Here is a 22,868-nt window from a genome sequence, read left to right as displayed (position 1 = left end):
ACGCGAGACGGGCGGGCTTGGGCGGGGCGGAACGGCGGGATTTTTTCGGGGTGGCCACGGCGGAGCGGAGGTTGCGGGCTCCCGCGCGGGCCGCCAATCCGATTTATCAAGCGCGCGTGAACTTCCCGGGATCGTGTGGGCGCGCACCAATCGTCTTGCGCCGCCGCGTCCGGCTGAGTTGCTTCGGGTGTCGCTGCGCCGGGTCGCCGTTCGGTCCGCGTGCGACGGTTTTCCGATGCCGCAGGACCGCCTTCCAGTGCCGCCTTCTCCGCCTGCCGATGCGCAGTCCGCCGCGCAGCAACAGGCCCAGGCCAAGGAGAAGCAGCGGGCGCGGCTGTCGTTCGAGCGGTTGCTGAACGTGAGCCACCAGCAGCTCCTGAAGCTGCTGGCGCGGCGGTTGTGGTTGCAGGAGAAACTCCAGCCGACGGAGTGGCAGATCACGCTGTTCTGGTCGGCGCTGGCGGGATTCCTCGGGGCGATGTCGGCGTTGGCGTTCACGAGCCTTACGGAAGGCGTGCACGTGCTGCTGACCGGTTCGCGCGCGGGCGTCGTTGAGACGATGCGGCAGATTCCGATTTGGGCGGTGGTGCTCGTGCCGGCGGCGGGCGGCGTGGCGGCGGGTTTGATTCTGAAACTCGGCCAGCGATTCGCGGGCAAGCAGGGCGCGACGGACTACATGGAGGCGATCGTCATCGGCAATGGCTACGTGCCGGCGCGCGCGACCTTGGTGAAGACCGTTGCGGCGATGTTCACGATCGGCTCGGGCGGCTCGATCGGTCGCGAAGGTCCGCTGGTGCAACTCGCCGCGGTGACGTCGTCGCGGCTCGGGCGCTGGCTGGGATTGAGCGCGCCGAAGCAGCGGTTGCTGGTGGCGTGCGGCGCGTCGGCCGGCATCGCGTCGGCCTACAACGCGCCGATCGCGGGCTCGTTTTTCGTGGCGGAAATCATCCTCGGCACGATTGCGATGGAGAGCCTCGGACCGCTCGTCATCGCGGCGGTCACGGCGGCGTTGACGCTGCGCGTGATGACGAATGCGAGCAAACTCTACGCGGTGCCGAGCTACGAGATGCACACGCCGTGGGAGATGGTCGCCTACGTCGTGCTCGGGCTGATCGTCGGCGCGCTGGCGCCGTGGTTTTTGCGGAGTCTGCGCGCGGCGGAGAATTTTTTCCGACGGACGTCGCTACCGCCGGTGGTGCGGCTCGGACTAGGCGGCCTGTGCGTCGGCCTCCTTGCGATGAAGGTGCCCGAAGTGTGCGGCAACGGCTACTCGGTGGTCGTGGACGTTTTGCAGGGACACTACGTGTGGAGCGCGCTGCTGTTGATCGTGTGGTGCAAGTGGCTCGCGACCTGCGCGTCGTTCGGCTCGGGCGCGCCGGGCGGTGTGTTCACGCCGTCGCTGTTCATGGGCGCGGGTGCGGGCTATGTGTTCGGGCAAGGCGTGCAAACGCTGTGGCCGTCGGGGAACGTCGATCCCCGGACGATCGCGCTGGTGGGCATGGGCGCATTCCTCTCGGCGGTGAGCCACGCGCCCGTGATGGCGATCATCATGCTGTTCGAAATGACCCTGAGCTACGACATCATCCTGCCGCTGATGGTGTGCAGCGTGGTGGCGTATTTCACGGCGAAGAGCCTCGAGGGCGAATCGATCTACAGCGAGTCGCTCAAGCGCAAGGCGGTCGAGCAACCCGGGACCGCGCCGGTCGCCGTCCCGGCGAAGGTCGGCGAACTCATGCGCACCGAACCGCCGACGGTGGCGAGCGGGGCATCGTTCGGCGACATCGGCCGCCTGTTCCTGGCGAACCGCGTGAACTATCTCTACGTTGTGGAAGCGGACCAGCGTTTCATCGGCGTCGTCTCGCTGCACGACATCAAGCCGTTCCTGTTGCAGCCTGACCTCGCGGACGTGGTGCACGCGACCGACATCCTGCGCGACGATTTCCCGACGGTGCGGGCCGATCAGCCGCTGAGCGACGGCTTGAAGCGCTTCCGCGAAGTCAGCGCCGAACGCCTGCCCGTGCTCGACGATGATGCGAAGCTGCTCGGAAGTCTGTCGAAGACGGATCTCCTGCTCGCGCTCGCGGAGAAATCGCCGGCGTCGGCCGCCTGAGGCGGCGTTCGAAGCGGTGGAAATTCCTCATCGGAATCCGCCTGTGCCCGCGTTCGCGAGTAGCGCTTCGATTTCCGCTGGAGACAAGTGGAGTTTGGCGCGGGCGACCTCGCGATGGTCGACGACAATTCGCACTGTTCCGGACTGTGGCGCGATTTCCGCCATGACGCTTTGCGCGGTCGACGAAAAAGTCAGCCGCGCGGCAAAGCGCGGCTCCTCGCAGTCGAGCGACTCACTCGTCCAGTCGTAGCTCGCGTCGTCGAGTAGCAGATTGCGCAGGCTGGTGGGATCGGGCATCTCCGAGTCGGCGAGCAGGCCGAGACTACAGGGCAGGGCGACGGTGGGTCCGTCGAAGGCGAGACTGACACGCTCGCTGGCCATCGCGGTGCGAAGATTGGCGACTGACCCGAACAAATCGATCAAACCGTCGACCGCCGGCGGCCTCGGTAAGACGAGCGCGCCACCGCAGGACCATGCCATCGGCGACAAAGGCGCGCGCGTCCGGAGTCTCGGCGTTGGCACCGACACGACGATCGATTGAGGTTCGAACGCAATCTGCGGTGCCTTGAACTCGGGCTCTACGAGGCAGGCCATCACGGTCGGGCCGGTCACGAGCGACGACGCGATTCCGAGAACGACGAGGCGGTGTGCGGTGCGCATATGAGATCAACGCTCCAGAGGTGGATTTCTTAGTCCATTTCGCGTTGCGGGGCGCTGACCGTGCGCTTGACGGATCAGCGGACTTGGCCGCGAAATCGGAAAAACCGTCGAGGAATGCGGCGGCGTTTGGCAAGCGGATGCGCTCCCGCGATGGCCGCTATCGAAGCGCGCGCGGTGGCGCGGTCAGATCGACAGTCCCACGTCGCCCTCGAGCACGGTGACTTTCATCTGCGGGCGCTCGCCGCTCTTCCACAGCGGAGCGGTGTGCAGGACCCGATACCGGAGCGGGCCGCCGTCGGGCGTTTCGCTGCGCGTGATCGGGCGCGGGATGCAGACGAACTCGGTGCGCATCTCGTCGGCCGTGAGCCTGACCTTTGCGTAACCGTGTCCGCCGAGATCGAGGAACTCGAGGTGCGGAGCCAGCTCCGGGTTGGAGAGCGCGCGGGCGCGTTGGAGGTCGAGAGTCTTGGCGTATTCGAGGCAGGAGCGGACACCGTGTCGCAGCAGCAGGTTGTAGGTCCAGTCCGGCTTCGCACCCTCGCGGTCGAGGAGAAACAGGTCGCGCAGCGGGACGTTTTTCCGGAGACCGTGCTCGAGAGCCTCCATGGTGTTGGGACTGATCAGCGACCCGCCCACGAAGCTCAGGCCGACGGGCTCGAACTTGCCGGGCGGGAGCTCCGCGGTCGCATATCCCGACCAGAAGCTGTGACGGTCGCCCGAGACGATGGCGAAGCCGGTGATCTGCGCGTCGCGCACGAGCCCGTAAATTTCCGCGCGCTCGGCGTAGGCGGTGCCCCAGTCGCCGCCGTAGATGGACGCGTAGCCGCCGTCTTTCGGCCAGGCCTCCTTGGTGAGGCCCGGAGGCAGGTTCTGCGGATCGACGCGCCGGTCCAGCGCGCCCAGCGAGTTTCCCCAAATCTTCCAAGTGGCGGTCGAGCTCTTGAGCCTATCCTTGAACCAGGCTTTTTGCTCCGCCCCGATGAGCGTTTGCGGCGGAGCGTGGCGCTGTGGGTTGGCCACGCGCGTCTCGCCATAGCTGACTTCCGTCGGAGGATTGCCGCCGTTGAAATCGCGCCCGCCGTCGAGCACCCGAAATCCCGCCTCGGGAAACATCCCTTGGAATTCGCCGTTGCCGAGCTGGTTGAGTGACGGATCGGTGAACGGATCCGCGCTCCGGTAGCTGTGCTGGTCGGTGATGATGACGTCGCAGTGACGACCGTAGCGCAGCGCGCGGTAGCCCTGGAGGCTGTTGATCGCGGTCAGGTTGTTCGGCTCGAGACCGAGCCCGTTGCGGTCCCATTCCTTGATCGGCACGTTCTCCACGGCGGGCGGATCGAAACGTTCGAGCGTCCCGCTCGGCGGGGCGACGCGGGCGGGGAGATATTCGAACCACGCCTGGTTGGCGGCGACCTTCACGGTCTGGCCCGGCCGCTCGAACGCGGGGGTCTTCACGATGCTCTGCCATCCTTGCCACGAGAATTCGTGATTGTCCCAGATCGCGACGAACGGCCAGCGCGCGCGGGCGTCCTGGAGGTCGGGATCGGCGAGGTAACCTTTGTAGATGGCGCGGTAGCCCTCGAGCGTGAGCGGGATGTGGAAATTGCCGACCTTTTGGCCGTCGGGGATGCGTGCGACCTCGTAGATCGTGCGATCGTAACGCGTCTTCACCTCGTCGGGATACTGCACGACCTCGTAGATGAAATCGCCCAAGTGCAGAATGAAACCGAGCTGCTCCGCGGCCGGCGCGCGTTCGTCCTCGTAGATCATCCGGCGAAACGCGTTGAGCTTGCCTTCGTTGACGTCCTGGCAACTCACGAAGGCGAAGTTCACGGTGCGTGGATCGTCGTCCGACGGCGCGGTGATCGTGCGGCCGATGCGGCTACCGTGGCCGTCGGCATCAGTGAACCGATACCAGTAAACGTGCGCCGGCTGGAGTCCGCCGATCAGGACGCGCGCGGTCCAGTCCGCGGCGCTGGAAACCGGAGTCTTCGCGGTCACGACAACACGACGGAATGCCTCATCCTCCGCGACCTCGACGTTCAAAAATTCGCGTGTGCCTTCGGCAAACGGACGTCGCGTCCACAGGATGACGCTGTGCGGATCGGGATCGCCCGAGGCGACGCCTTCGGGAAAGAGATCGCGCCGCTCTTGCCACTCGACGCGTGAGCCGCGCGCCGTGCCGGCCCACGCCAGTGAAGCGCCGAGTGCGGCGGCGGTTTTGAGAAAAGTGCGGCGGCTGATCTTCGTCTTCATGATTTCACTCGGGCGGAGCTGGGGTTGGTTCGAGCGCGAGATTCCGGGGCGAAAGCCCGGAGACGCCAGTGCGCCTCTCCGATAGGCGAACCGCCGCGCCCGTCAGCAAAAAGGAGACGCGAGGACAGGTCTCAGCGACGAATCCCTCCGGATTTGCGCCGACCGCGGACTGGGCGACGGCCGGAAACGTGGCCGCGAAGTCCGCGTCGAGCGCGCGCCGGTAAGCAGATGATGGAGGCGCGGGCACGGGAGTGGCGCGTGGCCGGTGTCCCGGGCGCACGACGTTCTTAGCCACGGATTGCCCGGATACCGCGGATAAAGGCATCAGGTCCGGCGGTGCTCATCGGTGCATCCGTGAAATCCGTGGCCCGAAAATTCGGAGAGCGATGCGGGAGGTTCGAGATCGGAAGATTTCAACGCAGAGGACGCAGCGCGCGCGGAGAACGGTTCAGAAGAACCTGTCGAGAAACGCGGCCGCAGCGGCGGAGATGCGGCCGATCTTGTTCGTGGCTTGGCGGTAGAATTTGAAATTCAACTCCGTCTCCGGACGGCCGTCGTTCCAGTCGGAAAACGGTTTCAACTCCGCACGGCCAAGGCGACGGTGTGCGAGTGCGGTGCGCTTGACGGTGATGCTGACGCGCGGCGTCTGGCGCGCGACGCCGGGCTTGCGCGGCGTCGCTTCTGCTGACGTCACGATCCCGCGCGCAACGAGGCCGACGCCGCCTTCGTTTTCGGAGTCGACGAGATAGATCGTATCACCTGCCGCGATGCGCTTGGCGCCATACATCGTTTTCTGCGCGGGGAAGGTGAAAGCCGTGGCCTTCGGATTGCTGATGGGTGTCTTGATCAGGAAGGCGTGGGCGGGCATGCGAGAATCGTCGTAATGAAATGACTAGTGCTGCTCGCGGTCCCACGGCGGAGGCGAGCGGAAGCGGAGCTGCTGTTTTTCTGCGGGGAGCCACCAGTTCTTGTCCTTGATTCTGAGCTTCGTTTTCGACGGCAACACATCTGCTCCGGGCTTCATGTTCGTGCCGCGACTATGCACCACTTGGCTGAGATATTCGGTCGTGTAGGAAAGCGCCTCCTCGCGGTCTTTCTGGCTGATGCAGGCTGATAGTTCCCGCAGGTTGGAGTTCACATATGCCATGATGTTCGGTGGAGCACCGATTTCCATGTGGATCCACAGGACGATAGCATAGGCGATCTTGTAGTTTTTCTCTGCACCGACGCCGTCCCTGAACATGATCGCGATGTTGTTGAGCGCTAGAACATCGCCTGCGGCATAGGAGCGCAGATACCAATCCCACGCTTTTGCCGTATCTTGGGGATAAACATCACCCAAATGATAGGCGCGCCCGAGCATGAGCATTGCGTCGGCATCACCCTTCTCGGCGAGAATTTCGGCCTCGCGATATTTTGCCAGGATTTGCTTTTTCACCGCCTCGCTTCGTGCCGGCGCTGTTTCAGGCGCGATCGGACGATTACGATCGGCAGCTGACGCACTTCCGAATAGCAGCGCGAATGCAAGTAAGGGGGCGGCAAGACGGTTTTGAGTGAGCATCGCGGGGGGCTTTACGGTAGCGATGCCGTTGGCCCGCGGCATCTCGAGAGAACAATCAGCTATGGATTGTGACTCTATGAGTCAACGACCGCACCATTCGCAACTTTTCGGGTTGACGCATCTTGTCTTCGGCCAACCCCAAAATCCGCGCTCTGAAATCCCAAATCGTCTAGCCCATCCACGCCGCGATGGCGTCGATGATTTTGTCTTTGCTCGGGCGGTAGACGGCTTCGAGTTCGGGGGCGAAGGGGACCGGAATGTCCAGCGCGGCGATGCGGAGCGGGGCGGCTTTGAGCTGGCCCCAGTGTTCCTCGGTCAGTCGCGCGACGAGTTCGGCGCCGAAGCCGTGCGTCTTGCGGCCTTCGTGCACGATCACGAGTCGGCCGGTGCGCGCGACGGAGGCTTTGATGGCGTCGAGCTTCAGCGGCGAGAGCGCGCGCAGGTCGAAGAGGTCGAAGGTCGTCTCGTATTCGTCGGCGAAATATTGGCAGGCGTCGGTGCAGTGCAGGACCATTTCGCCGTAGGTGACGATCGTAGCGAAGTCGCCGGTGCGCACGTGGTGCGGTTGCCAGACAGAGCGGTAGTTCGGGTCCCACTGCACCGGGTGTTTGCCGCGGCGGTAGAGGCCCTTGTGCTCGAAAACGATGACTGGGTTGTCGTCTTCGTAGGCGGCGAGGAGCGCGTTGAAGGCGTCCTGCGGCGTGGACGGGTAAAGCGCCTTGAGGCCGGGGAAGGAGAGGAGCGCGGACTCGAGTTCCTGCGAGTGGAATGAGCCGAAGGTGAGGCCGCCGCCGCAAGGGAAGCGGAAGACGAGCGGGACTTTCTGGCCGGCGCGGAAGTGATAGGTCGCGGCGTTGAGCACGATTTGCGTCGTGGCGTCGGTGGCGAAGTCGGCGAACTGGAACTCCTCGATCGGACGATGGCCGATGGAGGCGAGGCCGATGGCGTAGCCGGTCGAAGCGGATTCGCAGAGCGGTGTGCTGAGCACGCGCGGACGGCCGAAGTCTTTGAGGAGGCTTTCGGTGACTTTGAACGCGCCGCCGTAGGTGCCGATGTCCTGGCCGAGCACGAGTGACTCGGGACGCTCGGCGAGGATCTTGCGGAGAGCCCGGTTGATCGCCTGCGCCATGGTGATGTTTTCCGCGGCCGCCGGTTCAGCCTTCCAGGGCAAGGCGGGCGCGTCGGGCGCGAAGAGATCTTCGAGCATGCCCTCGGGCGTGATGGGCGGCAGGGCCATTGCGGCTTTGATCGACGTCTCGACGAACTCGCGAACCTGCGCGTCGATGGCGTCGAGTTGCGCGCCGAGGCCGGCGGCGGCGAGCTTGGCGCGCCAGCGCGGGAGCGGGTCCTCGGCGAGGATCGCCTCGGCTTCGCCGGGCTGCATGTAGTCGCAGGTGTCGTAGGCGGCGTGGCCGCGCAGGCGGAAGGTGTGGGCTTCGATTAGGATCGGTCGCGAGGTGGTGCGGGCGCGTTCGATCGCGGCGCCGAGCGTGCGGACGACGTGCTCGGGGTCGCTGCAATCCATGGAAAAACCTTCCATGCCGTAGCCCTTCGCGCGTTCGAAGAGATTGGGCGAGACGAACTGTTCGCAGACGGGCGTCGAGTAGGCGTATTTGTTGTTCTCGATCACGAACACGACCGGCACGCCGAGCAGCGCGGCGAGGTTGAGTGATTCGTGGACATCGCCGGTGGAGCTGGAGCCGTCGCCGAAGAAGGCGAAGCCGACGGCGGGCTTGCCGGCGCGGCGCTGCGAGTCGACGGCGCCGATGACGTTCGAGAGCATGATGCCGAGGTGCGAAATCATCGGCAGGCTGCGCGCGGCGGGATCGCCGTGGTGGATGTTGCCTTCGCGTGCCTTGGTGGGGCTGCCGGAGTTGGCGAAGTATTGCGCGAGGTGGTCGCAGAGGTGTCCGCTCCAGATCAGGTGGCCGCCGAAACCGCGGTGGGAAAAGGAGACGACGTCGACGGATTTGTCGGCGAGGAGGGCGAGCGGGCAGATGAGGGCTTCGTTGCCCTGGCCGCCGGTGACCGTGCCGCGGATGAGACCTTGGCGGAAGAGGTCGAGGATGCGGTTGTCGCCGGTGCGCGCGAGCTGCATCCAGGCGTAGAGTTGCAGGAGCGAGCCGGAGCGGTCGCGTTCGAGGTCGGCGAGGCGGAGGTCGCGGCGTTGGAACAGCGTGGGCGTGGCGGGGAACGTCATTGCGCTTATGACAAAAGGACGGTGCGGCGAGACGGCAGTGGCGCGAGGAAAATTTAGGCGGGTGGCGCGTCATCAGAAGTGACGCGGGGCGGTGCGCGCGGACTAATTCCGGTGGGGATTGGTCGCGCCGAGGGGATGCGCGTGCGGCATTTCGGTGGCGCGCGCAGGCGTGCGGCCGACGCGGAGGCGAACTAGAATTCCAGTTGCTCGCCGGGACGGAGGGCGCGGACGGGGTGGTTGGCGCGGGCGGCGCGTTGGGCGAAGGCGGCGCCGTCCTGCGCGATCTTCGGCCAGGTGTTGTAGTGCATCGGCACGGCGACTTTCGGGCGCAGGTAGTCGAGGGCGAGCAGCGCGTCGTCGGGGCCCATGGTGTAGCTGTCGCCGATGGGAATCATCGCGAGGTCGAGGCCGACGCGGCCGATGAGCGCCATGTCGGAGAACAGCGCGGTGTCGCCGGCGTGGTAGACGTGCTTGCCGTCGGCGGAGACGAGCACGCCGCAGGCGGTGCCGCCGTAGGGCGGGTTGGGCTCGAGTTCGATGCTCGAAGTGTGGAAGGCGAGGGTGAGCTTCACGCGGCCGAAGGGGAAATCGTGGCCGCCACCGGGGTTGAGGTCGTGGGTCTTCGCGCCTTTTTTCGCGAAGTATTCGGCGATCTCGTAGTTGGCGATGATGGTGGCGCCGGTGCGCTGGGCGATGGCGAGGGCGTCGGCGCAGTGGTCGGAGTGGCCGTGCGAGACGACGAGATAGTCGCACGCGATGTCGCGCGCTTTGGTTTTGCTGGCGGGGTTGTCGTCGAAGAATGGGTCGAAGACGATGCGGGCCCGGGCGGTCTCGAGGAGGAAGGTGGAGTGGCCGAAGTAGGTGAGGCGCATGAGCGGGGAAGTAGCGAGTAGCGGGTAGTGAGTAGCGAGGAGGTGAAAGAGTCCGACGTGCGGGGATGTGTCCTCGCTGCGACCAGAGTGGCGGGAAGCAAGGGGGCAAAGATGGCGCGCGGATTTAGGGCGCGCATCGGGGATTTGAACGCGGACGGGTGAACGCGCTCCCCTTCACTCGGCGACGGCGCGGGAGATTTGGTCGAGCTCGGCCATGACTTGTGGGGTCATCTTTTCGAGGGTCGCGAGGGCGCCGAAGTTTTCGCGGAGCTGTTCGGGGCGGGAGGCGCCGAGGATGACCGTGGAAACGTTCGGGTTTTTCAGGCACCAGGCGATGGCGAGCTGCGGGAGCGGCGTGCCGATGCGTTGGGCGAGGGCGGCGAATTTTTTCACGGCCTCGACCTTCCGCTCGGAGCCGAAACCGGTGAGGCGCTTGCGGAGCCACTCGAGGCTTTCCATGTGGAGGCGCGAGTCGGCGGGGACGCCGTCGTTGTATTTGCCGGTGAGCAGGCCGCTGGCGAGCGGCGACCAAGTCGTGGTGCCGTAGCCTCGGGCTTTGCAGAGCGGCGCGAGTTCCTTCTCGAAGCGGGAGCGGTGGAAGAGGTTGTATTGGGGCTGCTCGGCGACGGGGGCGTGGAAGCCGTATTTCTCGCAGATCTCGAACGACTCGTTGATCTGCTCGGTGCTCCATTCGCTGGTGCCCCAGTAAAGGACTTTGCCTTGGGTGATGAGGTCGTGCATCGCGCGCACGGTCTCCATCAGCGGCGTCTCGGGGTCGGGGCGGTGGCAATACAGGATGTCGACGTGGTCGTGCTGGAGGCGGCGGAGCGAGGCTTCGCAACCCTCGATGAGGTGTTTGCGCGAAAGGCCCATCTCGTTCGGGCCGTCGTGCTCGGCGCCGAAGTAGATTTTGGTGGAGAGGACGTAGCTGCCGCGGCGCCAGCCGGATTTTTTCAGGATGTCGCCCATGACGATCTCGGCCTGTCCGTCGGCGTAGCCCTCGGCGTTGTCGAAGAAGTTCACCCCGGCGTCGTAGGCCGTGTGCATGAGATCGCGCGCGGTGTCGCTGCCGATCTGGTTGCCGAAGGTGACCCACGCGCCGAAGGAAAGCGCGGAGACTTTGAGGCCGGTCGTGCCGACTCGGCGATAGGGCATCGTCATACGCGTCGCAGTGTGCGGACGCGCGGCGATTTGTCTAACGCGAGTTCGTCGCGGCGAGAAATTCCTGTGCGGCGGCGAAATCTCCCGGCACGAGTCCGTGGCTGGCGGCGTGGGCGCGCAGCGTGACATCGGCGCCGGCGCGACGGAAAGTTGCGGCGAGGCGGGTCGGGTGATCCGCGGGCACGATGGGGTCGAAGTTGCCCGAGGAGATCAGCACGCGTTTGCCGGTGAGCGCGGGCACGGCGTCGGGCGCAGGGTCGAGCACGACCATCGGGCGCAGGAGCACGGCGGCGGCGAGCGATTCGGGGCGCAACAGGAGGAGCGAAGCGGCGATGTTGGCGCCGTTGGAGAAGCCGAGGGCGGTGAGGCGCGAGGCGTCGAAGCCGTAGTGTTGGGCGGCGGCGGCGATGAAGGCGGCGAGCGCGTGCGTGCGGCGCTCGACGTCGGCGAGATCGAACACGCCTTCGGCCAAGCGCCGGAAAAAGCGCGGGGCACCACGCTCGAGCACGTCACCGCGCGGGCTGAGCAGCGCGGCGCCGGGTGAGAGCTGGCGGCCGACGCGGAGCAAGTCGTGCTCGTCGCCACCCGTGCCGTGGAGCAGGAGCAGCGGCGCGGCCGTCGGATCGCGGGCGGGTTCGAAGACGTGTTGGTAGGAGAGGGACGACATGGAGCGGAGGACTGAAGACGGAAGATGCTGCGGAAAATGCAGGGCGGGGTTCGGCGAACCCCGCCCTGCGCGGATGCAATCAGTCGAGTTTCGGGAGCGCGGCTTCGATCTCGGCGCGGTGCGGTTCGAGGCGCGGCGGGAGAGAGAGCTTTTGGCCGAGGGTTTCGACGGATTCGTCGATGGCGAACCCGGGCTGGTCGGTCGCGATCTCGAAGAGCACGCCGGCGGGCTCGCGGTAGTAGATCGATTTGAAGTAGGCGCGGTCGATCACGGGGCTGACGTGAGCGCCGGCGGCGACGAGCTGCTCGTGTGCGGCGAGGTGCTGCGCGTCGTCGGCGACGCGGAATGCAATGTGGTGCACCGTGCCGGCGCCGTTCAGGCCGCGCGGGAGCTTCGGGTCGGTGTAGAGATCGACGTAGGTGCCGGGCCCGCCGTTCGCCACGGTGTAGCGGGCGCGGTGCGGCTCCTCGGCATGGAGCCGGTAGCCCATGACGCGGGTCAGCAAGGCGGCAGTCGGTCCGGCATCGGTGAGCGCCAGCGTGCTGCTGTGGAAGCCGCGGATGCCGTGCTCGGCCGGCACGTCGGTCGAGGGAGCGGGCGCGCGCGAGTCTGGTTCGGTTGTCGCGATCAGTTCGAGGCGCATGCCGTCCGGATCGGTGAAAGCGAGAACCTGGTCGCCGAGGCGCGTGCTCAACGGCTCAGTCGCGACGCGCAGGTCGGCGAGGCGTTTTTGCCAGTAGGCGAGGGAGCCCGCGGGGATGGAAAAAGCGGTCGCGTAGGCCTGGCCGGTGCCGGGGCGGCCGCGGCGGAGGCCTTGCCAGGGGAAGAAGGTCAGCGCCGTGCCGGGCGAGCCGACGTTGTCGCCGTAGTAGAGGTGGTAGGTGCCGGGATCGTCCTGGTTGACCGACTTCTTGACGAAACGGAGGCCGAGGACGCGGGTGTAGAAGTCCAGATTGGTCTTCGGGTCGGCGGCGATGGCGGTGATGTGGTGGAGTCCGAGGAGTTGCATTGTGGTTTGATGTTAAAGTATTCGGGAAAATAAAAAATCAACCCGGCGGCAGGCCGATCTTTTTGCAGAGGCGACCGAGATCGAGGAGCTCGGTGGAAGAGAGGCGGTTCATCTCGCGCGAGACATTGGCGACGACCTTGGGGAAGAGTTCCGCGATGAACTTCTGGCCCTTGTCGGTGAGTTTCACGACGACGAAGCGGCGGTCGGCGGGATCGCGCTCGCGGGCGACGAGGCCGGCCTTCTCCAGGTTGTCGACCACGAGAGTGAGATTGCCGCCGGAGCGGAGGAGCTTTTCGGCGAGTTCGCCCTGGCAGAGCGGTCCGATGTGATAGATCGATTCGAGGACGCCGAATTGGGTGACGGTCAGCCCTTCGGGCAGGACGGCGTGGACGCGGGAAGAGACGGATTCGGAGGCGCGCTGGAGCTTGATGAAGGCGTTCAGGGCGTTGATCTCTTCGATTGTGCCGCGGTGGCGTGTTCCCATGCCGGCGGACAATGTGGATTATCTATTCGATGTCAAAATAAATACACTAAAGGCAATCATGTGACTTACCTAGAACAAGAAGCCCATCACTGCCGTCAGTGACTTGGGTCACTCAGGCGTCGATTTTGGCGATGCGAGCGAGGTGGCGGCCGCCTTCGAAGGCGGTGTCGAGCCAGACGCGGACGATCTTGAGTGCTTCCTCTTCAGTGATGGTGCGCTGGCCGAGAGAGAGGACGTTGCCGTCGTTGTGCGAGCGATTCCAGATGGCGACCTGCTCGTTCCAGCAGAGGCCGCAGCGGACGCCTTTGACGCGGTTGGCGGTGATCGCCTCGCCGTTGCCCGAGCCGCCGAGCACGATGCCGCGCTCGAATTCACCGCGCGCGACCGCCTCGGCGACCGGGCGGATGAAGTCCGGATAGTCGCACGGCGCATCGGAGTAGGTGCCGAAGTCGCGGACGACGTGTCCGTCGGCGAGCAGCAGGGCTTTGATCTTCTCCTTGTAGGCGAAGCCGGCGTGGTCGGAGCCGATGGCGATGGAAAATTTCTTCATGGGAGGCGAACGCGGGAGATTTGCGGCGGTCGTTATTCCGGGCACTTTCCACGCCAGCAAACAAAAACCCCTCCATGCACGCACGTCTCCTGTTCGCTTTTGCCGTCGCCCTGTTCCTCGCCGGTTGCTCGAGCACTCCCGATCAGCGGATCGCGGAAAACCAAGCGGCGTTCGCGCAGTTTCCACCCGACGTGCAGCAGAATCTCCGCGCGGGTCGCATCGACATCGGCTACACTGAGGCGATGGTTCTGATCGCGCTCGGCGAGCCGGCGCATCGTCTCGAGCGCGTCGATGGCGCGGGGCGATCCGACGTCTGGGTGTATCGGCGGAATGCGCCGCGGTTCAGCTTCGGGTTCGGCGTGGGCAGCTTTGGCCGGCACTCGGCGACGAGCGTCGGCGTGAGCACGAGCACCGGCGGCCCTTATGATGACGAGGCGCTGCGCGTGGAATTCCAACAGGGGCGCGTCACGCGGATCGATTTTCGGAAACGATGAAGGTAGGCGCGTAGGCCGATGCGGCGATGCGCGGGAAGGCCGTTGGCGCGGAGCGGCTGCGTGCGCGGTGCGGATCTCAGGCGTCGATCACGCGGAGCAGCGCACTGGTGTCGGCGAAGTCTGCGAATACCGCCGTGGGGGCGTGCTCGGCGAGTTGTGCGACGGAGAACATCCCGGTCGCCACGCCGATGGTGCGCGCGCCGATCGCCTTGCCGCACTCGATGTCGTGCGGCGTGTCGCCGATGACGAAGGTGCGCTCCGGCGCGAAATCGATCGCGTGCCGCTCCTTGGCGCGGCGCAGCGCGTGCGGGCCGAGGTCGTTGCGCAGCGGGCTGTCGTCGCCGAACGCGCCGAAGGGAAAGTAGTGCCACACGCGGTAGTGCTCGAGCTTGATGCGGGCGCCGCGTTCGACGTTGCCGGTCAGGAGCGCCTGCACGACGTCGTCGCGCCGGTGGAGCGTTTCAAGGAGCTCGGTGATGCCGGGCAGGATTCGGCCGGAGCGCGCGGCGATCTCGCCTTGGAGGAGTTGGAGGTAACCTTCGAGGATGGCGTGGATGTTTTCCGCCGTCGGCGCCATGCCGTGCTCCTCGAGCATGCGACGGATGATCCAGCGGTCGGTGCGGCCGGAGACCTCGACCTTTGTCATGTCGGGCTCGCGACCGTGCAGGGCCGTGAACGCGCGCACGAGCGCGACGATGCCCGCGCGGTTGGTGCGGATGAGGGTGCCGTCGATGTCCCACAGGATGAGTTTTTTCACGTCTCGGGCAGCCAACCGAAGCGCCGGCGGCTGGCAAGCGTTGTGACTGCCTTGTGACGCCGGTGCGGGCGCCGTGCGCCGATGACGACGCGAAAATGAAGTATCCTCGTCTCCTTGGTGTGGCCGCGGGACTGGCCGCAGTTGGCGGATTTTTCCCCGCTACGTTGGGTGCTGCCGAAGGGGCGCGCGTGAGGCCGGACTCGGCGCTCGAATTGCTGGTCGCGGGCAACGCGAGGTTCGTCGCGGGGCACGCGATTCGGCCCGACCAGAGCCTGATGCGGCGCGCCGAGCTCGTGAAGGGTCAGCAGCCATTCGCGATCGTGCTCACCTGTGCGGATTCGCGCGTGGCGCCGGAGATCTATTTCGACCAGGGGCTCGGGAGCATTTTCGTGATCCGCAATGCGGGCAACGTCCTCGACGATCATGTGGTCGGCAGCATCGAATACGCGGTGGAACATCTCGGCGCGGGACTGATCGTCGTGGTGGGCCACAGCAAGTGCGGCGCCGTCGCCGCGACACTTGCTGGCGGGCACGCGCCCGGACATCTCCCGAGCATCGTGCGCTCCATCGAGCCGGCGGTGAAACGCAGCGCGGGCGAGCCGGGGGACAAGATCGACAACGCCGTGCGCACGAATGCGCAGCTCGTGGCCGCCGAATTGCAGGCGTGCGGCCCGATGTTGAGCGAGGCGGTCGCGCGCGGGAATTTGAAGGTCGTCGCCGCGCGCTACGATCTCGCGAGCGGGAAGGTGCGGATGCTGCCGCCACTCGCGGCAGGTGCGCCCGCGGAAAGGGCGGAACACGCTCCGGCAGTGCCTGCGGCGGAGGCGCACCCGCCCGCGCACGCGCCGTAAGGGCGGGCGCGGGGCGCGTTAGTCGTTTTCGGGCGGAGTGGGCGGCGCGCCGCGGCGCAGGGCGGTGAAGGCGCAGCCGGCGAGGATGAGCGCGGCGCCGGCGAGCTCGTGCAGCGAAAAATGTTCGTGGAAAAACATCGCACCGCCGAGCGCGACTCCGAGCGGGACGATCATCTGGATGAGCGAGCCTTCGGCGGCGGGCAGGTCGCGGAACGCGCGCGTCATCGTGAGTTGTCCCGCGCCGGCGCACACGCTGGCGAGCAGGAGCACGATCCAGGCGAGCGGCGGGAGCGGTGTGAACGTCAGCGTGGCGGGGACCGCGCAGATCAGCAGACCGTAGGTGCATTGGGCCGCGAAGATGGTGGAAGTGTGCTCGCTGTCGTGCAGCTGGCGGATGGTCACGACGACGTGGGCCGACATCAGCGCGGCGAGCACGGCCAGCGCGTCGTAGGCGCCGGGCGGATGCGCGGAGGAGAACACGTTGGTGAGCAGCGCGAGGCCGGCGAGGGCGGCCGCACCGCCGGTGAGGATGGAGGGACGAAGTTTCTCCTTCAGCCACCACGCGGCGAGGAACGCGGCCCAGATCACGTAGGTGTTGCCGATGAAGATCGCGCGGCCGGCGCCGAGCTTCACGACGGTGAGATAGGTGAGATAGACACCGGCGCCGCCGACCACGCCGCGGTCGATGAGCTTGCGGTTGCGCCACAGGTGCGTCGGCTGGAACTCGCGGCGGTAGACGGCGACGATCATGCCGAGGCCGACGACGAAGCGGGCGACGGCGATGAGCCAGACGTTGGCCGAGCCCAGCGTGCCGAGCGCGCGCACCAGCAGGACGTTCGCCACGAAGAACGAGGCGGACGCGAGCATGATCAGCAGGGCGCGACGGTGGCGGGCGTTGGACATTTGGGCCGCGAACAGAACGCCGCGCCCGAGGGCGCGGCGGCAACCTTGGAGCGTGACTAGAACTCAACGATAAGTTCCGGTGCTAGGACGGAAAACGCCGGCGTGCGCGAGCGACGAACTGAAAAAGCGGCTGAGGGCGTCGATCGCACAGTAGGCCGGGGTCTCCTGACCCCACCGCGAGGCTCGCGTCCCGTGCGAAAAAGGCGGGGTCGGGAGACCCCGCCCTACATCTGTCTCATCACAGCGCGTGGATCGCGGATTTGCTGACGGCGAGGGCGGCTTCTTTCACCGCTTCGCTCATCGTCGGGTGGCCATGGATGGCGCGGCCGAGGTCCTCGGCGCTGCCGCCGTATTCCATGTGCGTGACGACTTCGCTGATGAGTTCGCCGGCGTTGTGGCCGAGGATTTGCGCGCCGAGGAGCTTGTCGGTCTTCGCGTCGGCGATGATCTTCACGAAGCCGTCGGTCGCATCGGCGGCGATGGCGCGACCGTTGGCGGCGAAGTTAAATTTGCCGACGTTGATCGCGAGGCCGCGCTTCTTCGCGTCGTCCTCACCGAGGCCGACGGAGGCGACCTCGGGGTTCGTGTAGACGATGCCGGGGACGAGGTCCCAGTTGATGTGACCGGCTTTGCCGGCGATCCACTCGGCGACGGCGACGCCGTCTTCCTCGGCCTTGTGCGCGAGCATCGGGCCGGCGACGACGTCGCCGATCGCCCAGATGTTGGCGACGTTGGTGCGGAGATGGGCGTCGACTTTGACGCGCTTCTTCTCGTCCAGCTCGACGCCGGCCTTGTCTAGGCCGAGGCTATCGGTGAACGGGCGGCGGCCGACGGCGACGAGCACCTTGTCGGCGGGGATTTCGAGCTTCGTGCCGTCGCGCTCGGCGGTGAGGATGCCGTTGGCGTAGCCGGTAACCTTCGCGCCGACTTCGATCTTGAGGCCCTGCTTCTGCATGAGGCGCGTGAATTGGCGCACGATGTCGTCGTCGAAAGTCGCGATGATTTTCGGGAGGAATTCCACCACGGTGACTTCGGCGCCGAGGCGCGCCCAGACCGAGCCGAGTTCCACGCCGATGACGCCGCCGCCGACCACGACGAGCTTCTTCGGGACTTCCTTGAAGGCGATGGCGTGGTCGCTCGAGACGATGGTCTCGCCGTCGAATTTCATGAACGGCAGCTCGACCGGCGCGGAGCCGGTGGCGATGACGAAATGACGCGCCTGAAGGCGCGCCGTTGAAGTTGAAGGCTGAAGTTTAAGATCGGAAGAAACTTCGATCTCGGTCGGGGAAACGAAGGAGGCTGTGCCGGTGAAGACGGTGACTTTGCGGCCTTTGGCGAGCATCGCGACGCCGCCGGTGAGCTTGGTCACGACGGCGTCCTTTTTTTTCATCAGCGTGGCGAGGTCGACCTCGACGCTGCCGAACTTGATGCCGGACTCGGCGGCGTGGTTCTTTGCCCACGCGACGTGCTCGGTGGCGTGGAGGAGGGCCTTGCTGGGGATGCAGCCGACGTTGAGGCAGGTGCCGCCGAGGGCGGCGCGCTTGTCGACGAGCGCGACCTTGAGGCCGAGCTGCGCGGCGCGGAACGCGCAGACGTAGCCGCCGGGGCCGGCGCCGATGACGACCACATCGAAGGTGGTCTGGGAGGAAGCGAGAGACATGGACGATGTGGTCGAGTTGAAGTTGGAAGTTTAAGTTGAAGTGGCCGGAAGTTCCGAAGTGCCGCGAAGCGGACGGTGTTTCTTCAACTTGAAACTTAAACTGGCTCGCCTTGGCGCTCAGGCGCCAAGGACGAGCCTTGCGGGGTCTTCGAGGGCGTTCTTCACCGCCACGAGGAAGGTGACCGACTCCTTGCCGTCGACGAGGCGGTGGTCGTAGCTGAGGGCGAGATACATCATCGGGCGGATGACGACCTGGCCGTTGAGCGCGATCGGGCGCTCCTTGATGGCGTGCATGCCGAGGATGGCGCTCTGCGGGGCGTTGATGATCGGCGTGGCGAGGAGCGAGCCGAAGATGCCGCCGTTGGTGATCGTGAAGACGCCGCCTTCGAGATCGGCGAGCGTGATCTTGCCGTCGCGGGCGCGCTTGGCGGCGTCGGCGATGTCCTTCTCGATCTCGGCCATCGACTTCTTGTCGCAGTCGCGGATGACCGGGACCATGAGGCCCTTGTCGGTCGAGACGGCGACGCCGATGTCGTAGTAGTGGTTTTGGATGATCGTGTCGCCGTCGATCTGGGCGTTGATGCCGGGGACTTCCTTGAGCGCGTTGACGACGGCTTTCACGAAGAAGGACATGAAGCCGAGCTTCACGCCGTGCTTTTTCACGAAGTCGTCCTGGTATTTCGCGCGCAGGCCCATGACGGCCGACATGTCGGCCTCGTTGAAGGTCGTGAGCATGGCGGCGTTGTGCTGCGCGGCGACGAGGCGGTTGGCGATCGTCTGGCGGAGCTTGGTCATCTTCACGCGCGTCTGGCGTTCGCCACGGGAAGCCGCGGGCGGAGTGCTCGGTGCGGCGCTCGCGGGTTTCGGCTCGCTGGCGCTCGCCGCTACGGGGGCGGCCTTCGGCGCGGCAGTAGCCGCGCCCTCCATGGCGGCGATCATGTCGCCCTTGGTGACGCGGCCGGCTTTGCCGGTGCCGGCGACGTTCGTGGGATCGATGCCGGTCTCGGCGGCGAGGCGGCGGACCGCGGGCGATTGGGCGTCGGACTGCGCGGCGGCGGGAGCGGCCGCAGCCGGGGCGGGAGCAGCGGCGGGCGCAGCGGTCTCGGTGACGGACGGGTCGATCGTCGCGACGACGGCGCCGATCTTCACTTCGGTGCCGGCGGTGACGGCGAGCGTGATTTTGCCCGCGGCCTCGGCGGTGCCTTCGGAGGTGATCTTGTCGGTCTCGAGTTCGAAGAGGACTTGGTCCTTCTTCACGACGTCGCCGTCGGCGACGTGCCACTTGGCGAGAATGCCGGACGAGATGGATTCACCCATCGGGGGAATTTTGACTTCGATAGACATGGGAGGAGGGGAGGGAAGAGTGAGAGTGAAAGTTGAATCTTTCCTCTTAATCTTTCTCTTCAATCTCTCGGGTGCAATGCGCAGCGGGAGAGAAAGATTAAGAGAAAGAGGAAAGAGAAAGATTGGTCAGAGCGTGAAGGCGTCCTTGAGGAACGATGCCAGTTGCGTGCGGTGCTTGGCGAGCGTGCCGACGGCGGGGGAGGCGGCAGCGGGGCGGCCGGCGTAGGCGGGCTTGCGGCCGAAGGTCGTCTCGAGCTGCGGCATAATGAAGCGGGCGGCGCCCATGTTCTCGGGCTCCTCCTGGCACCAGACGAGTTTCGCGCCGGCGTATTTCTTCGCGAGCTCGGCGAGACGCTTCGTGTGGAGCGGGTAGAGCTGCTCGACGCGGACGATTGCGGCGTTGGTGAGGTTGTTCTTCGCGCGGTGGTCGACGAGGTCGTAGTAGACCTTGCCCGAGCAAAGAATCACGCGGTCGGCCTTGGCGGTGTTGTCGTCGATGATTTCCTCGAAGGCGCCCTTGGTGAAGTCGTCGAGCTGCGAGACGGCGGCCGGGTGGCGCAGGAGCGACTTCGGCGACATGACGATGAGCGGCTTGAGGAAATCGCGGCGCATCTGGCGGCGCAGGAGGTGGAAGAACTGCGCGGGCGTGGTGCAGTTGGCGACCTGAATGTTGTCCTCGGCGCAGGCCTGGAGGAAACGCTCGAGGCGCGCGCTGGAGTGCTCGGGGCCCTGCCCTTCGTAGCCGTGGGGGAGGAGGAGAACGATGCCGCTGTTGCGCTGCCACTTCGACTCGCCGGAGACGAGGAACTGGTCGATGACGACCTGCGCGCCGTTGGCGAAATCGCCGAACTGCGCTTCCCACAGGCAGAGGAGGTCCGGGTAGTCGAGCGAGTAGCCGTAGTCGAAGCCGAGCACGGCGTTTTCCGAGAGGAGCGAGTTGTAGACGCAGAAGCGCGCCTGCTTCGGGTCGAGGTTCTTGAGCGGCGAGAATTTCTGGCCGGTCTCGATGTCGCTCCAGACGGCGTGGCGGTGGCTGAAGGTGCCGCGCTCGCAATCCTGGCCGCTGAGGCGGATCGGCGTGCCTTCGAGCATCAGCGTGCCGAACGCCAGTGCTTCGCCCATGCCCCAGTCGAACGGGCCGCCGTTCTTGTGGGCCTCAGCGCGTGCGTCGACGAAGCGCTTGATCTTCGGGTGGATCTTGAAGCCTTCCGGGATGCGCGTGAGGCCGGCGAAGACTTGATCGATGAGCTTGGCGCTGGCCTTGGTCTCGACCTTGGCGAAGGAGTAGCTCGGCTGGAACTCCGCCGTGGAGCCCTTGAAAACGGCGTTCGGGTCTTCCTTGCGCTTCGCAGTGCGGGCGGCCTCGCGGGCCTTGGCCTTCTCGAGGTGTTCCTCGAGGGCGGCGGTGTATTCGGCCTTGATCTTGTCGCCTTCGGCGAGCGTTACGGAGCCCTCGTCGACGAGCTGCTTGGTGTAGAGCGCGGAGACGAGCGGATGAGCGGCGATGGTTTGGTAGAGCTTCGGCTGGGTGAAGGACGGCTCGTCGGTCTCGTTGTGACCATGCTTGCGGTAGCAATACATGTCGATGAACACGTCGCGCTTCCACTTCACGCGGAACTCGAGCGCGAGTTGCGCCACGGCGCAGACGGCCTCGGGATCGTCGCCGTTCACGTGGAAAATCGGCGCTTCGATCATCTTGGCGACGTCGGTGCAGTATTTCGTCGAGCGCGAGTCGTGCGGGTCGGTCGTGAAGCCGATCTGGTTGTTGATGACGAAGTGCAGCGTGCCGCCAGTCGTGTAGCCGGGCAGCTGGGAGAAGTTGAGCGTCTCCGCCACGATGCCCTGGCCGGCGACGGCGGCATCGCCGTGGATCAGCAGCGGCATGACGCTGGTGCGCGACTCCATGTCGTTGCGGATGCGCTGGCGCGCGCGGGCTTTGCCCTCGACGACCGGGTTGACGATCTCGAGGTGCGAGGGGTTGGGCGCGAGGCGGACTTCGACCTTCTTGCCGCTCGTCGTGGTGAGGATCGCCTCGTAGCCGAGGTGATACTTCACGTCGCCGTCGCCGGCGACGGTGTCGGGGATGTAGTTTTCGGAAAACTTTTCGAAGAGCTCGTCGAAGGACTTGCGCAGGGTGGAGCAGAGGACGTTGAGGCGGCCGCGGTGGGCCATGCCCATGACGATCTCCTTCACGCCGAGCTCGGGACAGGCGTCGATGACGGCGTCGAGCGCGGCGATGATCGTCTCGCCGCCCTCGAGCGAGAAGCGCTTCTGGCCGACGTATTTCGTGTGGAGGAATTTCTCGAACAGCTCGGCCTTGTGGACGCGGCGGAGGATGCGGAGCTTCTGCGGCTTGGTGAACTTCGGTTTCTGCTTGGTCGGCTCGATGCGGTCCTGCAGCCAGCGGCGGACCTCGGTGTCCTGGATGTGGACGTATTCGACGCCGATCTTGCCGCAGTAGGTCTCGCGGAGCGACGCGAGGATATCGCGCAGCTTCATCTGGCCGCCGCCGAGGTAGTGGCCCGCCTCGAAGGTGCGGTCGAGGTCCGACTCATCGAGGCCGAACGCCGCCAGCGCGAGGCGCGGCGAAGGTTTCGGGGCGCCGGCGAGCGGATTGATGTCGGCGTCGATGTGGCCGATCGAGCGATAGTGATAGATCAGGCTGTCGACTTGCGACTGCTTCGGAATGCAGCTGTCGCCGGCTCCGGTCGTCGTGGCGGACGCGGCCGGGGCGGCGCCGCCGGCGAGGTTGCGGCCGTCGGCGCCGAGCGTGAAGCCTTGAAAGAAGGCGCGCCACGAGGCGTCGACCGACTCGGGATTGGCGAGCCAGCGTTGATAGTTCTCTTCCACGACGGCGACGTTCGCGCGTTCGGAGAAATTGACGGGATTCATGAGCGAGAGAGGGAAACCCGGCCGTCGGTCAAAGAGACCGGTTGAGGTCGGGGAGGTGCAACGGAACACCGGAGGGACGGCGATTCAATCGCTTACGCGCCGGAGCGCCGAGGAAAAATCCGGTTTTATGCGCCGGGGCTTGCTCATAACGAAAACTTAAACACGCTCCCGCCGCGTCATGTCCGCTCAAGAGATCAAGATCGCGCTGGAAACCTTCGATTCCGCAGTGAAAAACGGCGACGGCGCGGGTATTTCGGGGGCGCTGACGCGATTAGAAGAGCTCCTCGCCGCCCACCGCGACCAGCTGCATCCGCAACTGGTGCATTTCCTCGAAGGCCGCAGTTATGCCAAGGCGCTGCTGTGGCTTGGCGGCGAGAGCGGTTTCGCGAAACCGGCGAGTCCTCCCGGAGGTTGCGGCGGCGGCGGACATCGGCACTGAT

At 65.8% G+C, this 22,868-nt stretch carries 20 protein-coding genes; 4 read left to right on the top strand and 16 right to left on the bottom strand.

From position 1 onward, the window contains the following. The first annotated feature begins 256 nt into the window (after window positions 1-256). On the top strand, window positions 257-2,110 hold the full coding sequence (locus KF715_04910) for a ClcB-like voltage-gated chloride channel protein (protein MBX3736010.1): 1,854 nt from the start codon (window positions 257-259) through the stop codon (window positions 2,108-2,110). Window positions 2,111-2,137: 27 nt separating this feature from the next. Here KF715_04910 and KF715_04905 read toward each other — a convergent pair whose 3' ends face one another. The 11 genes from KF715_04905 to rpiB all read right to left on the bottom strand — a co-directional run bounded on the left by KF715_04905 (window position 2,138) and on the right by rpiB (window position 13,527). Then, window positions 2,138-2,770 carry a hypothetical protein gene (locus tag KF715_04905; GenBank protein ID MBX3736009.1) on the bottom strand — a complete coding sequence of 211 codons (633 nt, stop codon included), beginning with the start codon at window positions 2,768-2,770 and terminating at the stop codon, window positions 2,138-2,140. A 183-nt stretch (window positions 2,771-2,953) separates the two neighbouring features. Beyond that, window positions 2,954-5,023 carry an alkaline phosphatase D family protein gene (locus KF715_04900; GenBank protein MBX3736008.1) on the bottom strand — a complete coding sequence of 690 codons (2,070 nt, stop codon included), beginning with the start codon at window positions 5,021-5,023 and terminating at the stop codon, window positions 2,954-2,956. A gap of 448 nt (window positions 5,024-5,471) precedes the next feature. Continuing rightward, window positions 5,472-5,891, bottom strand: coding sequence for a hypothetical protein (locus tag KF715_04895; protein ID MBX3736007.1), 420 nt, complete (start codon window positions 5,889-5,891; stop codon window positions 5,472-5,474). Window positions 5,892-5,915: 24 nt separating this feature from the next. Then, a complete protein-coding gene (locus KF715_04890; protein MBX3736006.1) occupies window positions 5,916-6,584 on the bottom strand; it encodes a sel1 repeat family protein in 669 nt (222 codons plus the stop codon). 169 nt (window positions 6,585-6,753) lie between these two features. Beyond that, on the bottom strand, window positions 6,754-8,784 hold the full coding sequence (locus KF715_04885) for a transketolase (protein MBX3736005.1): 2,031 nt from the start codon (window positions 8,782-8,784) through the stop codon (window positions 6,754-6,756). Window positions 8,785-8,975: 191 nt separating this feature from the next. Then, on the bottom strand, window positions 8,976-9,656 hold the full coding sequence (locus tag KF715_04880) for a metal-dependent hydrolase (GenBank protein ID MBX3736004.1): 681 nt from the start codon (window positions 9,654-9,656) through the stop codon (window positions 8,976-8,978). A gap of 174 nt (window positions 9,657-9,830) precedes the next feature. Further along, entirely contained in the window at window positions 9,831-10,811 is a 981-nt protein-coding gene (locus KF715_04875) for an aldo/keto reductase (GenBank protein ID MBX3736003.1), read from the bottom strand. Between the two features lie 40 nt (window positions 10,812-10,851). Next, window positions 10,852-11,484, bottom strand: coding sequence for an alpha/beta hydrolase (locus tag KF715_04870; protein MBX3736002.1), 633 nt, complete (start codon window positions 11,482-11,484; stop codon window positions 10,852-10,854). A 79-nt stretch (window positions 11,485-11,563) separates the two neighbouring features. After that, on the bottom strand, window positions 11,564-12,493 hold the full coding sequence (locus tag KF715_04865) for a ring-cleaving dioxygenase (GenBank protein ID MBX3736001.1): 930 nt from the start codon (window positions 12,491-12,493) through the stop codon (window positions 11,564-11,566). 37 nt (window positions 12,494-12,530) lie between these two features. Continuing rightward, a complete protein-coding gene (locus KF715_04860; protein MBX3736000.1) occupies window positions 12,531-12,977 on the bottom strand; it encodes a MarR family transcriptional regulator in 447 nt (148 codons plus the stop codon). A 112-nt stretch (window positions 12,978-13,089) separates the two neighbouring features. Beyond that, a complete protein-coding gene (gene rpiB / locus KF715_04855; GenBank protein MBX3735999.1) occupies window positions 13,090-13,527 on the bottom strand; it encodes a ribose 5-phosphate isomerase B in 438 nt (145 codons plus the stop codon). Window positions 13,528-13,601: 74 nt separating this feature from the next. On the opposite strand from rpiB, the gene KF715_04850 reads away from it, so the two are divergent. Next, the gene (locus KF715_04850) at window positions 13,602-14,021 is read left to right on the top strand and encodes a hypothetical protein (protein MBX3735998.1); all 420 of its coding nucleotides are present in this window, start codon (window positions 13,602-13,604) and stop codon (window positions 14,019-14,021) included. 76 nt (window positions 14,022-14,097) lie between these two features. On the opposite strand, the gene KF715_04845 is transcribed toward KF715_04850, so the two are convergent. Then, complete coding sequence (locus tag KF715_04845; GenBank protein MBX3735997.1) at window positions 14,098-14,778, bottom strand: haloacid dehalogenase-like hydrolase; 681 nt, start codon at window positions 14,776-14,778, stop codon at window positions 14,098-14,100. Window positions 14,779-14,897: 119 nt separating this feature from the next. Between KF715_04845 and KF715_04840 the strand changes: the two genes are divergently transcribed. Further along, window positions 14,898-15,629 (top strand): carbonic anhydrase, encoded by a 732-nt coding sequence (locus tag KF715_04840; protein ID MBX3735996.1) that lies wholly within the window; start codon window positions 14,898-14,900, stop codon window positions 15,627-15,629. Between the two features lie 18 nt (window positions 15,630-15,647). Here KF715_04840 and KF715_04835 read toward each other — a convergent pair whose 3' ends face one another. From KF715_04835 to KF715_04820, 4 genes are all read right to left on the bottom strand, one after another. Further along, the gene (locus KF715_04835) at window positions 15,648-16,532 is read right to left on the bottom strand and encodes a DMT family transporter (protein ID MBX3735995.1); all 885 of its coding nucleotides are present in this window, start codon (window positions 16,530-16,532) and stop codon (window positions 15,648-15,650) included. Window positions 16,533-16,770: 238 nt separating this feature from the next. Further along, window positions 16,771-18,192: a dihydrolipoyl dehydrogenase gene (gene lpdA, locus KF715_04830; GenBank protein MBX3735994.1), complete on the bottom strand. Its 1,422-nt coding sequence runs from the start codon at window positions 18,190-18,192 to the stop codon at window positions 16,771-16,773. A gap of 117 nt (window positions 18,193-18,309) precedes the next feature. Further along, window positions 18,310-19,536, bottom strand: coding sequence for a 2-oxoglutarate dehydrogenase complex dihydrolipoyllysine-residue succinyltransferase (odhB, locus tag KF715_04825; protein ID MBX3735993.1), 1,227 nt, complete (start codon window positions 19,534-19,536; stop codon window positions 18,310-18,312). Window positions 19,537-19,662: 126 nt separating this feature from the next. Then, a complete protein-coding gene (locus KF715_04820) occupies window positions 19,663-22,428 on the bottom strand; it encodes a 2-oxoglutarate dehydrogenase E1 component (protein ID MBX3735992.1) in 2,766 nt (921 codons plus the stop codon). A 178-nt stretch (window positions 22,429-22,606) separates the two neighbouring features. Here KF715_04820 and KF715_04815 point away from each other — a divergent pair, with 178 nt between their 5' ends. Then, window positions 22,607-22,867 (top strand): hypothetical protein, encoded by a 261-nt coding sequence (locus tag KF715_04815; protein MBX3735991.1) that lies wholly within the window; start codon window positions 22,607-22,609, stop codon window positions 22,865-22,867. Window position 22,868: the final 1 nt, after the last annotated feature.

The organism is Candidatus Didemnitutus sp., from assembly GCA_019634575.1.
Taxonomy (GTDB): domain Bacteria; phylum Verrucomicrobiota; class Verrucomicrobiia; order Opitutales; family Opitutaceae; genus Didemnitutus.
The sequence above is the reverse complement of the archived record's forward strand: the minus strand, read 5'-3'. Positions and strand labels throughout refer to the sequence as shown.